Source organism: Pseudomonas sp. xss_2, from assembly GCF_043104195.1.
GTDB lineage: Bacteria > Pseudomonadota > Gammaproteobacteria > Pseudomonadales > Pseudomonadaceae > Aquipseudomonas > Aquipseudomonas urmiensis.
Genome location: NZ_JBICKL010000041.1, coordinates 1 through 14436 on the forward strand (window position 1 = coordinate 1; position 14436 = coordinate 14436).

11 protein-coding genes are annotated in these 14436 nt (G+C 60.4%); 2 read left to right on the plus strand and 9 right to left on the minus strand.

What is annotated here, in order from left to right:
- The first annotated feature begins 254 nt into the window (after window positions 1-254).
- Entirely contained in the window at window positions 255-1100 is an 846-nt protein-coding gene (locus ACF8K2_RS06150) for a nitrilase-related carbon-nitrogen hydrolase (RefSeq protein WP_392463910.1), read from the plus strand.
- Here ACF8K2_RS06150 and gbcB read toward each other — a convergent pair.
- The gene (gene gbcB, locus ACF8K2_RS06155) at window positions 1097-2197 is read right to left on the minus strand and encodes a glycine-betaine demethylase subunit GbcB (protein ID WP_186552766.1); all 1101 of its coding nucleotides are present in this window, start codon (window positions 2195-2197) and stop codon (window positions 1097-1099) included. The two genes, ACF8K2_RS06150 and gbcB, sit on opposite strands and share 4 nt — an antisense overlap.
- Before the next feature lie 293 nt (window positions 2198-2490).
- Between gbcB and gbcA the strand changes: the two genes are divergently transcribed.
- On the plus strand, window positions 2491-3783 hold the full coding sequence (gene gbcA / locus ACF8K2_RS06160) for a glycine-betaine demethylase subunit GbcA (RefSeq protein ID WP_392463912.1): 1293 nt from the start codon (window positions 2491-2493) through the stop codon (window positions 3781-3783).
- 73 nt (window positions 3784-3856) lie between these two features.
- Here the strand turns inward: gbcA and ACF8K2_RS06165 are convergent, their stop codons facing one another.
- The 8 genes from ACF8K2_RS06165 to ACF8K2_RS06200 form a co-directional block, all read right to left on the minus strand.
- Window positions 3857-4756 (minus strand): RHS repeat-associated core domain-containing protein, encoded by a 900-nt coding sequence (locus ACF8K2_RS06165; protein ID WP_392463914.1) that lies wholly within the window; start codon window positions 4754-4756, stop codon window positions 3857-3859.
- A gap of 40 nt (window positions 4757-4796) precedes the next feature.
- Window positions 4797-5699, minus strand: coding sequence for an RHS repeat-associated core domain-containing protein (locus tag ACF8K2_RS06170; RefSeq protein WP_392463916.1), 903 nt, complete (start codon window positions 5697-5699; stop codon window positions 4797-4799).
- Between the two features lie 728 nt (window positions 5700-6427).
- On the minus strand, window positions 6428-7198 hold the full coding sequence (locus ACF8K2_RS06175) for an electron transfer flavoprotein subunit beta (RefSeq protein ID WP_392463917.1): 771 nt from the start codon (window positions 7196-7198) through the stop codon (window positions 6428-6430).
- A 10-nt stretch (window positions 7199-7208) separates the two neighbouring features.
- Window positions 7209-8441 carry an electron transfer flavoprotein subunit alpha/FixB family protein gene (locus ACF8K2_RS06180; RefSeq protein ID WP_392463918.1) on the minus strand — a complete coding sequence of 411 codons (1233 nt, stop codon included), beginning with the start codon at window positions 8439-8441 and terminating at the stop codon, window positions 7209-7211.
- Window positions 8441-10390, minus strand: a complete 1950-nt coding sequence (dgcB, locus tag ACF8K2_RS06185) for a dimethylglycine demethylation protein DgcB (RefSeq protein WP_392463920.1) — start codon at window positions 10388-10390, stop codon at window positions 8441-8443. The genes ACF8K2_RS06180 and dgcB overlap by 1 nt, the downstream gene beginning before the upstream one ends.
- A 190-nt stretch (window positions 10391-10580) precedes the next feature.
- Window positions 10581-12641 (minus strand): dimethylglycine demethylation protein DgcA, encoded by a 2061-nt coding sequence (gene dgcA / locus ACF8K2_RS06190; protein ID WP_186552774.1) that lies wholly within the window; start codon window positions 12639-12641, stop codon window positions 10581-10583.
- A gap of 15 nt (window positions 12642-12656) precedes the next feature.
- The gene (locus ACF8K2_RS06195; protein ID WP_264235280.1) at window positions 12657-13187 is read right to left on the minus strand and encodes a DUF5943 domain-containing protein; all 531 of its coding nucleotides are present in this window, start codon (window positions 13185-13187) and stop codon (window positions 12657-12659) included.
- Window positions 13188-13314: 127 nt separating this feature from the next.
- Complete coding sequence (locus ACF8K2_RS06200; RefSeq protein ID WP_264235279.1) at window positions 13315-14292, minus strand: dipeptidase; 978 nt, start codon at window positions 14290-14292, stop codon at window positions 13315-13317.
- Window positions 14293-14436: the final 144 nt, after the last annotated feature.

Consider the following 14436-nt stretch of genomic DNA (forward strand, 5'->3'; position numbering starts at 1 on the left):
CGAAGGGGCGCAAAGCGGCCCCAACAGCCGAGAATGAGCCGAATCACCAGGCCCTCAGACAAACAGACTTTTCCTACATATCAAACCCTCGATTCGAGCTATCAATGTCCCCGTTTAGGCCTACGGAAAAGTGATGGTGGGTCGCCAGCTATCGCCGACCCTGCCCTCCCCGGTCATCTGAGCAGTCTCTGTCCGCAACGCGTCCAGGCCTCACGCGTCTTTGTCCCAAGCGGCGTCGAATCAGGAGAACCCCCATGCCCCAAGCCAACGCCAAGCAACGTGTAGCCTGCTATCAGTTCGCCCCCAAAATCGCCGACCCAAGCTTCAACCTTGAGCAATCGCTCAAGGCAATGGCAGAAGCTGCCGAGCGTCAGGCGAAATTGCTGGTGTTGCCGGAGTTGGCCTTGAGCGGTAATGCGTTACGCGACCGGGAAGAAGCCTTCGTCTGCTCGATGTCACGCGACGGCACTCGCCTAAACGCACTGGCAGAGCAGGCTCGAGCGCTTGATCTGATCGTGATAGTAGGATTTTGCGAACGCCTGGAAGCCGGCCATGTGGCCAATACCTCGGTGATGATTCAGCCAAACGGCCAGCGCACCTTCTACCGCAAAGCACACCTGTGGAACCGAGAAACGCTGATCTTTACCCCGGGCGACTGCGCCCCGCCCGTGGTTCAGACGAGCTTAGGACGGCTGGCGATGATGCTCAGTTACGATTTGGAATTCCCCGAGTGGGTTCGCCTGGCTGCGCTCGGCGGCACACAACTGCTGTGCGCGCCGGTCAATTGGCCCGCAGCGCCTCGACCGAAACTGCAGCGCCCAGTTGAAGTGACCCGGGTACAAGCCAATGCAGCGGTCAATCACATGTTCATCCTGGCCTGCGACCGCTGCGGCCATGAGCGCGGCATGGACTGGGTTGCAGGCTCCACCCTGGTCGGTGCCGACGGCTATCTGCTGGCCGGCGGGATCAGCCTGGATCGGCCCCAATTACTGGTGGCCGACATCAAATTGCGCACAGCCTCAGACAAGCGCATTCCGCCCTACAACGACATCCTCGCCGACCGCCGCCCCCAGCTCTACGGCAAGCTCTGCCAAGCCTAGTAGTCGATACGCACATCACCCTTGGGCACACTGCAGCACGACAGGATGTAACCCTCGGCTTCATCTTCCTCGGTGATGCCGCCGTTGTGCTCCATCTCCACGTCGCCACCGAGCTTGAGCACCTTGCAGGTGCCGCAGATGCCCATGCCGCAGGCCTTGGGAATCATCAAGCCAACCTTGGCCGCTGCCGCATGCACGGTTTCGCCGGGGGCTACGCGAATGCTCTTGTCGCTGCCGACGAACTCCACCAGGTTCAGATCCGACAGGTCCAGTTCCGGGGCGTCGGCGGCCTGTTCGGCATGCTCGACCGCGTCGGCCTTGGCTTCTGCTGGCGTCGCGCCGAACGATTCCTCGTGGTAGTTCTTCATGTCGAAACCAACCGCTTCGAGCATGCGCTTGACCGCCGTCATGTACGGCGTCGGCCCGCAGCAGAACACCGTGCGCTCCATGTAGTCGGGGGCGATCAGCTCCATCAGCCGCTGGTTCAGGTAACCGCGATAACCCGCCCACGGCTCGCCCAAGCCATGCTTCTCGCAAATGATGTGCAGGCTGAAATTGGGAATGCGCGAAGCCATCTGCTCCAGCTCGCGATGGTAGATGATGTCTTTCGGTGAGCGGGCGCTGTGCACGAAGACCATGTCGACATTGGCATTGGTGTCATAGAACCAGCGGGCCATCGACATCACCGGGGTGATGCCCACGCCACCGCTCAGGTACAGCACCTTGCCGGCCGGAAAATCAATCGCGTTGAACAGCCCCACCGGCCCGTGCACCGGCAGCTCGGCGCCCTCGTGCATGGTGTCGTGCAGGTAGTTGGAAACATGCCCGCCCGGCACCCGCTTGACCGTGATCGAGAAGCTGTACGGCACCGATGGGGAGCTGGAGATGGTGTACGAACGCATCACCTGCTTGCCTTCGATCTCAAGCTCCAAGGTGACGAACTGACCCGGCTTGAAGAAGAACATGATTGGCTGGTCGGCCATGAAGCAGAAGGTGCGCACATCCCAGGTTTCCTGGATGACCTTGACGCAGCGCACGATGTGGCGGCCGTTGGCCCAGGTCTGGGTAGTGACCGGGTTGAGGAAGGTATCGGACATGGTGTTCTCCAGCGGCCGACTACCGGCCTTTTATGGCTCCGATAATGCTCAAGGCGCAGGCGGCGTACATTCCTGCCAGCGACATCGGCGTGCTTATCGCGACCAGCCCCGACCTACAAGGGTTTACGCGTCGGAATTCGAATCGGCCATGTCGCCCATGGATACGGCTCAAGGCGTATCTGATCGCACACTCCACGGCAAATAGACCTGATGTTTTTTGCAAGCAGCCTTGCGGCACCACAATAACGATTAGCCACCTTTCGCCGGCCCTTATCGGCCTTGAGGATAAAACGATGGACGTCACCGCAACCCTGAGCCTGGGCGATCCACTGGAAGCAGCACGCAAGGCCACCGCCGAGATGCTGCAGACCCGCGAGCGCACCTACTCGCTGCCCCAGCCGTTCTACACCGACGAGCGTCTGTTTCAGATCGACATGCAGGAGATCTTCCACAAGGAGTGGCTGATCGCTGGCATGACTTGCGAGATCCCGACCAAGGGTAACTTCCTCACCCTGCAGATCGGCAAGAACCCGGTCATCGTGATCCGCGGCGCCGAAGGCAAGGTGCATGCCTTCCACAACGTCTGCCGCCATCGCGGCTCACGGCTGTGCACCAGCGACAAGGGCAAGGTGGCCAAGCTGGTCTGCCCGTACCACCAGTGGACCTACGAGCTCGACGGCCGCCTGCTGTTCGCCGGCACCGAGATGGGCGCCGACTTCGACATGAAGCAGTACGGCCTCAAGCCGATCAACGTCAAAACCGCAGGCGGCTACATCTTCATCAGCCTGGCCGAGAACCCTCCGGCCATCGACGAGTTCCTCGAAACCCTCGAGCACTACATGGAACCGTACGACATGGAGAACACCAAGGTGGCGGTGCAAACCACCTTGATGGAAAAGGCCAACTGGAAGCTGGTGCTGGAAAACAACCGCGAGTGCTACCACTGCAACGGCTCGCATCCAGAGTTGCTGAAAACCCTGCTGGAATGGGACGACACCGAAGACCCCCGCGCCGACCAGGCCTTCAAGGACCACGTCGCCGCCTCGGCCGCTGCCTGGGAAGCCGAGAAGATTCCTTATCTGCACAAAAGCCACGGCCTGCGTAACCGCATCGTACGCATGCCGCTGCTCAAGGGCACTGTGTCGATGACCATGGACGGCAAGCAGGCCTGCCAGAAGCTGATGGGCCGGATCAAGAACCCCGACCTCGGCTCGATGCGCATCCTGCACCTGCCGCACTCGTGGAACCACTGCATGGGCGATCACATCATCGTCTTCACCGTGTGGCCGATCAGCGCGCAAGAGACCATGGTCACCACCAAGTGGTTGGTGCACAAGGATGCGGTGGAGGGAGTGGATTACAACCCCGATGACATGCGCAAGGTGTGGGATGCCACCAACGATCAGGATCGGCGCTTGGCGGAGGAGAATCAGCGGGGGATCAACTCTACCGCATATCAGCCGGGGCCTTATTCGAAGACTTACGAATTCGGCGTTGTAAACTTCATTGATTGGTACAGCCAGCGGGTACTGGAGAATCTGGGGGCTGAGCCAGCCACCTATCTCAAAGAGGTGACCGCTCAATAATAATTTTACTGACTGCCTTTACAAACCTCGCGAGGCAGTGAGGGCAGTCAGGCACCGCTACAGAGAAACCGAATCAACCCGATTCATCTAAACGATCTAGGTCAATTCTTGAGCTAGAGCCTCGTCTTATAGTTGCCATATTTTGAGGGTTAAGGTGGATAAGCTCACCTCTCTCCGTACGATTAGGCATGTCATTTGCGAAAAAGACATGCGGTGGGTTAGGATCCACGGGCGTAAAAAGCCTTGTGAGGGACTCTAAGCTCCGCCACAATCCGTTAGTTTGCCCCCCCTGAAGACCAGCCCGCCGGTCGCGACTCGCGCGATAGGCTGCACCCACCTTCTGCCCTAACTTATAGGTCAAATTTGTTCCCAACCACGCCGCGGTTGCAATTGTTAAAGCATTAGCAAAACCGTCCGCACCTTTTTGTCCCTTGCCTTGTTCCACTGCAGTTGCTGCGCCGACCAATCCAAACAAAACTTCCCCAACCGTGAACACCCCATCCGTCGTAGTGCCTTGCTTTGGATCGCGTATCATACTGTAAAAATTGACTCCAGCTGCGAGTGTTGATACGCCCGCTGACGCTGCGGTAGGTGTCCATGATGGGATATCGTCTAGGTTAAAAAATGACATCTTTCTAACTGCTTCCCCGAATTTTCCAGAAGGATCCCTGAAACCGACGGGGTCTCCCTCACAGTAGGCATAAGCATTGATTCCACCTCTACCGAAAGGACTATATCGATCAGGCGAATGAAAACGCATCAACACCGGATTGTAGGCGCGGTAGCCATTACCAAGCAGATACCAACCCAGCTCCCGCTCGTGCAGCTGCCCGGTAAACCCTAGCAAGGGGGATGGGGATTGTGCAGGGCGGTATCCGTAGGGGGTGTAGGCACTCCGCAACTGGCCGCCTGTACCCAGCAGCGAGAGCGGGGTTTGGAGTTGGTCTGTTGCCAGAATGTTCAGTGTCGACATACCACCCTCCTAATCGTGTAGACCCCTGTCCCGACAATGCTCAAACTTCAGTTTCCGCAATTGAAAGGAATGACTCGCTACGGGTTAGTGTATTAACCTGAGCCACGCTATAAGTCGAGTCAACACCAGATGAACTATCAGACTGTGGGATAACAGCTTCAGGAACAGTCTGTTGCGCGGCAGGCCTGCCATCACTTCCAAATGCAGAAAGCGGCAACCCCGTATTCGGGCCCATGGGGGTCATATTTTGTGCAATGCTCAAAGCCCTAGAGGATTGCTCACTCAAATTTCGACTTTGATAGCTGGTGGCTTCTGAAACAGCTACAGTGACGGAGTTGACAGCCGCTAAAGAAACCGGTTGATCGTCAATTCCCAGCCCAGTAACCCCCATCACAAGCGTAGCAAAGCTACTTAACCAAGATGCCCCTGCAGACGAAAACTGAGTGGCGTTAAATTTTGCTGGCAACTCATTAGCTGATACACCGCGGCTTCTGGCTTTGTTGATTTGCAAATTGCTTCTGATCATCCGATACAGTGTCTTCGTATCCTCCACTACGCGCGCCCCTGCAAGCATGCCCACACCTGCAGTTACATCTCTCCACATTATCTGATTAACAATGCTCTCTCCACTACGATCATGAAAATTAATAGGGTCTCCATGGCAATATGCGTAAGCGTTAAATCCACCTGCACCAAACGGACTTAACCGATCCGCAGAATGAAAACGCATCAGCACTGGATTGTAAGTTCGGTGACCGTTGCCAAGCAGATACCACCCTAATTCACGCTCAGGCAGTTGCCCGGTAAACCCCAAAGAAGGAGCGGTATCTTGCGCAGGTCGATAGCCGTATGGGGTGTAAGCATTCCTGGAACGGCCGCTTGCACCAAGCGCCATAAGCGGGCTTAGAAGGCGATCTGTCGCTAGCAGCTGCTGGGTAGCCATTCTGGAATCTCCAGGTTCGGAATCTTGCCAGTAGGCTATCAGTGCAATGTAGTTGGCGAACCTATCAAAAATGCCAGGTCGATGGACCGGGCCGGAGTGGGCGGCGCTATCAAAAAGCGCCCAGTTCAACATTGAAGGCGCTGGTTAAAAAACAGACAAAACCCTCTAGCCCATGAACGGCACTGGCTCCAGCACTAACCCAACACCTTATCCACAGAGCAACCAACAGAGTTTGTAGACAACTGTTGCCACGACCAAACGGTGCTGTGGATAACAGGGATAAGCACCTATTTCCTATTGGTATCCAGCCCGTTAGATAGCGACTGATCAATTAATGAGCAATCACGCGCACACGCTGATAGCCGGGGGCTGTAGGGATCATCGAACAGTTTATCCACAAGGGCGCTAACAGTGTTTGTGGGTAATTTCAGGCGAACGCAGTTGAGCGCAAAAAACTAGGGCGGGTAACTGGGGCTGCTTTGCAGCCCAATCGCAGGCTGCGCCAGCTCCTACAGAACGCTGGGTCAACCACACGAAAGGGGTATGCAGAAACCTGTGGGAGCTGGCGCAGCCTGCGATGGGCCGCGCAGCGGACCCATTGGCCGTAACTGACAGGCCTTATTTGATCATTTTTTGATCAATCCCCTGAAGGCCCCATGCTCAGAGGGTTTGAGCAATGCGCAAACATTTTATCCACAGAGGGGCCAACAGGCTTTGTGCACAACCCTTCAGCGTAAGACCCCCTCCTCCACCAGCAGCTTGAGAATAGCCTCGGCCCCTTCCTGTGGAGAAACATCCTTGAGCACCTTGCCGCCGCCACCACTGGCCTTGGCTGTGGCGGCCTTCATGCGGTCTGCACCGCTCTTGGCCTTGATCACCTTGAGCCGCTTGGGCCGAGGTCTAGCGGGCTGCAGCTCGGCATCGGTTAGCAGCTCATCCTCGACCACAGCCACGTTACGCGCAGCCAGCACACCCCGTCGCGCCGGGCCAAAAGCACTCTGTCGCGGCTTTGGCGCAGCGTTATCCACAGTTGCCAGCAACGGCAGGCGCACTTTCAGACGACGGCGTTGGCCCCGCGGCAAGGCTTGCAGCACCTGCGCGGTGCCATTGTCGATCGACTCTACTTCTGCCAGACCCACGATCAGCGGCCAACCGAGCTTCTCCGCCAACAAGAACGGCAACATCCCCGAGCCTTCGCCGGTTTCCGCCTGGCTGCCGGTGAGCACTAACTGGGCGCCAGCATCACGCAGGTAATCCCCGAGCACGCCCAGCACATCGGCCCCAGCGGGTTGCTCCAGCACATCCAAGTGGTCCAACCCCATGCCCAGATAGGCGCGCAGTGCCTCTTCCCGAGGGTCGCCGGCATGCACGACCTGCAAGTTATCCCCAGCCAGTTGCAACCCCAGCTCCACGGCACGCGCGTCCTGTTCGGCGCGGCGGGTGCGGCCGGAGCTTGGGTGGGCGCCGATGGAGACCAGGCTGATGACTTTCGTACTCATGCTCATGCCCTTATGCCGCGTCGCGCTGGCCGGTGCTGCGGAAGTTGTCCACAGCCTCGATCAGTGCCTGAAGAATCGCCGCGCTGTCGCCAATTACCGACAGGTCAGCCCGTTTGATCATGTCACAGCCGGGGTCCATGTTGATCGCCACCACCTTGTCGCAGGCGCCGATGCCCTGCAGGTGCTGGATCGCGCCAGAGATACCCACAGCCACGTAGACCCGCGCAGTAACCCAGGTACCGGTAGCACCGACCTGGCGGTTACGCGGCATGAAGCCGTCGTCGACCGCCACCCGCGAGGCGCCTTCGGTGGCGCCGAGGGCGGCTGTGGCCCTGTGGAAAAGCGCCCAATCCTTGACGCCGTTGCCGCCAGAGACGATGAACTCGGATTCGGCCATGGCGATCGCAGCAGGGTCGACCGCCACCGGGCCAAGGTCTTCGATACGCGACAGACTCCGCGCAACGCTTGTGGACAACTCGACCGGCAGGGCTTCGTGGCGGGTGTCGTTGACCGGTTCGGCGCATTCGGCGCCAGCCAGGATCAAGCGGGCGATGCCGCGTTGCAGGTCCTGCTGGCCGGAGCCGGCGCGGCCGATGCACTGGCCATCCTTGACCTGCCAAACCCGCGTCGCCGGGCGCTCGCCCAGGGCCGCGCCGAGGCGCCGACCCAATTCGCCGCCACCGGTACGGCTGTCGGGCAGCAGCCAATGGCGCGGGGTGAACTGGTTATCCACAGCGCGCAGGCCTTGCACCAGTTGCTCAGGGGCATAGCCCTGGAACGCTTCACCGTCGATGACCAGCAGACGATCAACCCCGGCTGTGGAAAAGTTGTTTTCCTTGTGTTCGCCAAAGACGATGGCCAGCACCGCCCCCTCGCTGCCCGCCAGGCTGTGGGCTAAGCCCAGCAAGTCGCGGTCGTGGCTGCCGAGGCGACCACCGACCATGTCCGGCACTACGGCGATGTAGAAGGCAGGGTCGGCCACCTGATGCAGCGGCAGCTGCACTTCGGCCGCCGCGCTGCGCCGCCCGCCCACACCTGTGCCCTGCTGGGCACCGCTGCGGTCGAGCCGCTTGAGGCCGCTGGGGCCGATGAACCCTGCGGCAATCGCGTGAGGGTTCTTGCGCAGGATGCCGTTAGGCCCCATCCAGCTGGTCGGTTGCGTCTGCATCGCCGCATGCAGCGGGTGCAGGCGGTTGCGGGCGATCCACTCAGCGCGTGGGTCGCGGCGGATGATGTCGCTCATCAGTGCACCTCCGCAGGTTCACGTTTGGCTACTGGGGGCTTTGCGGCGGGGTCGTCGTCTTCGATCAGCACGTCAGCCACCAATTCGGCGAGATCCTTGATTTGTGGACGCGGCTCGACCACGCCTTCGAGCATTGCCGTGCACTGTGGACAACCCACGGCCACCAGCTCCGCCTCGGTCTCGCGGATATCGTCCATGCGCATGTCTGGGATCCGTTGCTTGCCCGGAATGTCAGTGATCGGCGCGCCGCCGCCACCGCCACAGCAGCGTGAACGGAAGCCCGAGCGTTGCATCTCGCGCACCTCGATGCCGAGCGCCTTGAGCACTGCGCGGGGTGCTTCGTACTCGCCGTTGTAGCGGCCCAGGTAGCACGGGTCGTGATAGGTCACGCTTCCGCCTTTGTGCTGACCGAGATTGAGTTTGTTGGCGGCAATCAACTCGGCGATATAGGTGCTGTGGTGCTGCACCTGGTAGTCACCACCAAGGGCGCCGTACTCGTTTTTCAGCACATGGAAGCTGTGCGGGTCGCAAGTGACGATGCGCTGGAAGCGGTACTTGGCAAGCGTCTGGATATTGCGCTTGGCCAGCAGCTGGAAGGTTGCTTCATCGCCCAGACGACGGGCCACATCGCCACTGTCGCGCTCTTCCAGGCCGAGCACGGCAAAGTCCACACCGGAGGCCTTGAGTACTTTGACGAAGGCGCGCAGGGTGCGTTGATTGCGCATGTCGAAGGCGCCATCGCCAACCCAGAACAGCACGTCGGTACTCTGCACATCCGACAGCAATTGCATGTTCAGGTCGGCGGCCCAGTTCATCCGCCCGCCCGGGTTGAAGCCGCCAGGGTTGTCGGTGGCGATCAGGTTGTCGAGCACCTCGGCGCCTTTGTTCGGGGTCGCGCCCTTCTCCAGGGTCAGGTGACGACGCATGTCGACGATGGCATCGACGTGCTCGATCATCATCGGGCACTCCTCGACGCAGGCACGGCAGGTGGTGCACGACCACAGGGTTTCGGCGTCGACCAGGCCATTGACGATCGGCTGGTGCGGATGGCCGCCATGCTCGCCAATGGGCTTGCCTGGATACGGGCTGCCCGCGAACGTGGCATCGGTGCCGCCGGCCAGGCCAATGACCATGTCCTGGATGAGTTTTTTCGGGTTCAGCGGCTGGCCTGCGGCAAACGCCGGGCACATGGCCTCACACTTACCGCACTGCACGCAAGCGTCGAAACCGAGCAGTTGGTTCCAGGTGAAATCGACTGGTTTTTCGACCCCCAGCGGTGCGTTGGGGTCTTCCAGATCGAGCGGCTTCAGGCCAGTGGAACGGCCACCGCCGAAACGCTCGGCGCGCCGGTGCCAGGCCAGGTGCAGGGCGCCAGCGAAGGCGTGCTTCATCGGCCCGCCCCAGGTCATGCCGAAAAACAGCTCCGACACACCCCACAGCACACCCAGGCCAAGCACGCCGACCATCACCCAGCCGCCGGTGCCGGCAGGCAGGATGCCGGCAACCGGCAAGGTGGCGATGAAGAAGCTGGCGGCGAACACCAGCAGGCTCTTGGGCAAGCGCATCCACGGGCCCTTGGACAGGCGCGCAGGTGGATTGAGACGACGTTTGAAGACGAAGATGGCGCCAGTGAACATGATTACCGTGGCCACCAGCAGCCCGTAGCCGAGGATCTTGCTCTGCAGGCCAAAGCCGTGCACCAGGATCGCCAACGCCGCCGACAGGACAAAGCCGCCGGCCGTGGCCACGTGGGTCTTGGACATGTACTTGTCGCGCTCGACCACGTGGTGCAAATCGACCAGGTAACGGCGCGGCATGGCCAGCAACCCGCCGAGCAGGTTGACCTTGGACGGTCGCCCGCGGCGCCACATGCGCACTCGGCGCACGGCGCCGAGCACCGCCAGCGCAAGGGCAGCGAACAGCAGGATGGGTAGAAGGGTGTTCAACATGGGAGGCTCCCACAACAGCTGAATGCTTGCGCCAATTCTCATGATGGGCGCGGACCCTGTGGGAGCGGGCTTGCCCGCGAATGCGTCAGATCAGACAACACTGTTGTTCATGCTGACGCTTTCGCGGGCAAGCCCGCTCCCACAGGGGGCCAGTCCCGCCCCGACAGGAGCGGTGTTCATGCCGCCAGGATCAGAAATCCTTGCACAGGCGCAAGGCGTCGTAGATCGCCGCATGCACGTTGCGTTGGGCCACGCAGTCGCCGATGCGGTACAGCAAGTAGCCTTCGCCCGGCTGGCTGAGGATCGGCTGCGGCTTGATGGCGAACAGCGCCTCCACGTCGATCTGGCCCTTGTTGCGCGAGTCTTCCTTGAGCGCGTAGTACAGCGCCTCGTCAGGCCGCACGCCGTTCTCGATCACGACCTGGTCGACCACCCGCTCCTCTTTGGCGCCGGTGTACTCGTTCTCCAGCACTGCCACCAGCTTGTCGCCCTCGCGGTAGACCTTGTCCAGCATCAGGTCGCCGGTCATGATCACTTCCTTGGGGTACATGCTGCGGTAGTAGGTCGGGAAGCTGGTGCCGCCGATGGCCACGCCCGGCTTGATGTCGTCGGTGACGATCTCGACCTGAGAACCTTTGTCCGCCAGGAAGTCCGCTGTCGACATACCGGTGAATTCGCAGATGGTGTCGTACACCAGCACGTTCTTGCCCGGCGCAACCTTGCCGTCGAGCACGTCCCAACTGCTGACCACCAGCCCTTCGGCAGCGCCCCAGTGCTCGTTCTGCTCGACGAACGGATGACCGCCCACCGCCAACACGATCACATCCGGACGCAGGTCCTGGATAGCCGCCACGTCTGCTGCCGTGCCCAAGCGCAGGTCGATCTTCAAGCGGGCGAACTCCAGCTGATACCAGCGGGTGATACCGGCGATCTGATCGCGCTGCGGAGCCTTGGCGGCAATGGTGATCTGCCCGCCGATCTGTTCTTTCTTCTCGAACACGGTGACGTCATGTCCACGCTCGGCAGCCACCCTTGCGGCCTCCATACCCGCAGGACCGGCGCCAACCACCACCACCTTGCGTTTAGGCCCGGTGGATTTTTCGATAATGTGCGGCACGCCCATGTATTCACGGGAGGTCGCGGCGTTCTGGATGCACAGCACATCCAGGCCTTGGTACTGCCGGTCGATGCAGTAGTTGGCACCGACGCACTGCTTGATCTGGTCGACCTGCCCCATCTTGATCTTGGCGATCAGGTGCGGGTCGGCGATGTGCGCACGGGTCATGCCGACCATGTCGACATAGCCGCCTTCGAGGATGCGCGTTGCCTGGTTGGGGTCCTTGATATTCTGCGCGTGCAGTACCGGGACCTTGACCACCTCTTTGATGCCAGCCGCAAGGTGCAGGAACGGCTCCGGCGGATAGCTCATGTTGGGGATGACGTTGGCCAGGGTGTTGTGGGTGTCGCAGCCCGAACCGATCACGCCGAAGAAGTCGAGCATGCCGGTGGCGTCGTAATACGCGGCGATCTGCTTCATGTCCTCGTGGCTGAGGCCATCGGGGTGGAACTCGTCACCGCAGATACGCATACCCACGCAGAAGTCGTCACCAACCTCGGCGCGCACCGCCTTGAGCACTTCCAGGCCAAATTTCATCCGGCCTTCGAAGCTGCCGCCCCATTCGTCGGTACGCTTGTTGACCCGTGGGCTCCAGAACTGGTCGATCATGTGCTGGTGCACGGCCGACAGTTCAACGCCATCCAGGCCGCCTTCTTTGGCACGACGCGCAGCTTGCGCGTAGTTGCCGATCACCCGCCAGATCTCTTCCGGTTCGATGGTCTTGCAGGTGGCGCGGTGTACCGGTTCACGGATGCCCGACGGCGACATCAGGGTCGGCCAGTTGAAGCCATCCCAGCGCGAGCGACGGCCCATGTGGGTAATCTGGATCATGATCTTGGCGCCATGCTTGTGCATGGCGTCGGCCAGGTTCTGGAAGTGCGGAATAATGCGGTCGGTCGACAGGTTGACCGATGACCACCATTCTTGTGGGCTGTCGATGGCCACCACCGACGAGCCGCCGCAGATGGCCAGGCCGATGCCGCCCTTGGCCTTCTCTTCGTAGTATTTGACGTAGCGGTCGGTGGTCATGCCACCATCAGTGGCATACACCTCGGCGTGCGCGGTGCTCAGCACACGGTTGCGGATGGTCAGTTTGCCGATCTGGATCGGCTGGAACATTGCTTCGAAGGCCATGACGCTCTCTCCGGCTTACAACGGTCTTGTAACGAACAGGCCATCTTCGTGGCCCTCTTCCGAACCGCCATAGACCTGCTCGGCCACAGTGCGGATCGAGCTGCCGCGGGCAGCGAGAATCTGGTCCATGGCGCCGGCAAACCAGCCAGTGAACATGTAGTCGACCTTGCGCCCGACCTTGCCGTACACGTAGACGAACGCCGAGTGCTTGAGCTTGACGCTGCAGGTGCCCTTGTCCAGGTCGATGTCCTGGATCTCGAACAGGCCCCAGCCGCGTTGCGACAGACGCTTCATGTAGTGCTCGAACACCGCCACACCTTCCAGGCCATGGCATTCGGCTTCCTTTTCACACCAGTGCCAGGCCGACTTGTAGCCCGCCTTGTAGAGGATCTCGGCGTAGGCGTCGGCGCCCAGCACTTCCTCGATGCCCATATGGTTGTTGACGAAGAAATGCCGTGGCACGTACAGCATCGGCAGGGCGTCGCTGGTCCAGACACCGGTCTCGCTGTCGACTTCGATAGGCAATTGCGGGGCGATCTTAGCCATGGAAACTTAACTCCATAAAAAATGTTCGATTCGATCAAAAGCCGCGTTGGCTCTTGCTTTTATAAACAGCCGCTGTGAGTGCTGCTGGGTCGCAGCGATCGGCGCGCGCAGTAGGCCCCAGCAGTGCTCACTCGCCCCAGACGTCCTTGAGGACATTGACCCAGTTCTCGCCCATGATCTTGCGCACCACGCGCTCGGGGTGGCCGCGCTTGAGCAAGGTCTCGGTGAGGTTGGGGAACTCGCCCACAGTGCGAATGCCCAGCGGGTTGATGATCTTGCCGAAGTTGGTCAGGCGACGGGCGTAGCCCTTGTCGTGGGTCAGGTACTCGAAGAAGTCCTGGCCGTGACCCTGGGTGAAGTCGGTGCCAATGCCGATGGCGTCTTCACCGACGATGTTCATGGTGTACTCGATGGCCTCGGCGTAGTCGTCGATGGTCGAATCGATGCCCTTGGCCAGGAACGGCGCGAACATGGTCACGCCAACGAAGCCGCCGTGGTCGGCGATGAACTTCAGTTCTTCATCGGACTTGTTGCGCGGGTGTTCTTTGAGGCCCGAAGGCAGGCAGTGCGAGTAGCAGACGGGCTTTTTCGATTCGAGGATGACCTCTTCAGAGGTCTTGGAACCGACGTGGGACAGGTCGCACATGATGCCGACGCGGTTCATCTCAGCGACGATCTCGCGGCCAAAGCCCGACAGGCCGCCATCGCGTTCGTAGCAACCGGTGCCGACCAGGTTCTGGGTGTTGTAGCACATCTGCACGATGCCCACGCCCAGCTGCTTGAACACGTCGACGTAGGCGATCTGGTCTTCGAAAGCGTGGGCGTTCTGGAAGCCGAAGAGGATGCCGGTCTTGCCCAGCTCCTTGGCCTTGCGGATGTCGGCGGTGGTGCGTACTGGCATCACCAGGTCGCTGTTGTCGCGAATCAGCTTCTGACTGGAGGCGATGTTGTCGACGGTGGCCTTGAACCCTTCCCAAACCGACACCGTGCAGTTGGCTGCGGTCAGGCCGCCTTTGCGCATGTCTTCGAACAGCTCGCGGTTCCACTTGGCGATGATCAGGCCATCGATGACGATGCTGTCGGCGTGTAATTCGGCTGGGCTCATCAGGCTGTCCCCTTTTATTGACTTGGTCTGCGCCGAACGTTGTGTCGGCGCTTTGGGGCCAGCATATGCCTGCACGACCGGGGAGCCGGATGCAAAAACGACAGGGGGTTTGCCGAAAGCGTCAATCCGCGACAAGTGCCCTGC

Coding starts and splice junctions, on each gene's coding strand:
- ACF8K2_RS06150 (WP_392463910.1), top strand. CDS start 255: ATGCCCCAAGCCAACGCCAAGCAACGTGTAGCCTGCTATCAGTTCGCC.
- gbcB (WP_186552766.1), bottom strand. CDS start 2,197: ATGTCCGATACCTTCCTCAACCCGGTCACTACCCAGACCTGGGCCAAC.
- gbcA (WP_392463912.1), top strand. CDS start 2,491: ATGGACGTCACCGCAACCCTGAGCCTGGGCGATCCACTGGAAGCAGCA.
- ACF8K2_RS06165 (WP_392463914.1), bottom strand. CDS start 4,756: ATGTCGACACTGAACATTCTGGCAACAGACCAACTCCAAACCCCGCTC.
- ACF8K2_RS06170 (WP_392463916.1), bottom strand. CDS start 5,699: ATGGCTACCCAGCAGCTGCTAGCGACAGATCGCCTTCTAAGCCCGCTT.
- ACF8K2_RS06175 (WP_392463917.1), bottom strand. CDS start 7,198: ATGAGTACGAAAGTCATCAGCCTGGTCTCCATCGGCGCCCACCCAAGC.
- ACF8K2_RS06180 (WP_392463918.1), bottom strand. CDS start 8,441: ATGAGCGACATCATCCGCCGCGACCCACGCGCTGAGTGGATCGCCCGC.
- dgcB (WP_392463920.1), bottom strand. CDS start 10,390: ATGTTGAACACCCTTCTACCCATCCTGCTGTTCGCTGCCCTTGCGCTG.
- dgcA (WP_186552774.1), bottom strand. CDS start 12,641: ATGGCCTTCGAAGCAATGTTCCAGCCGATCCAGATCGGCAAACTGACC.
- ACF8K2_RS06195 (WP_264235280.1), bottom strand. CDS start 13,187: ATGGCTAAGATCGCCCCGCAATTGCCTATCGAAGTCGACAGCGAGACC.
- ACF8K2_RS06200 (WP_264235279.1), bottom strand. CDS start 14,292: ATGAGCCCAGCCGAATTACACGCCGACAGCATCGTCATCGATGGCCTG.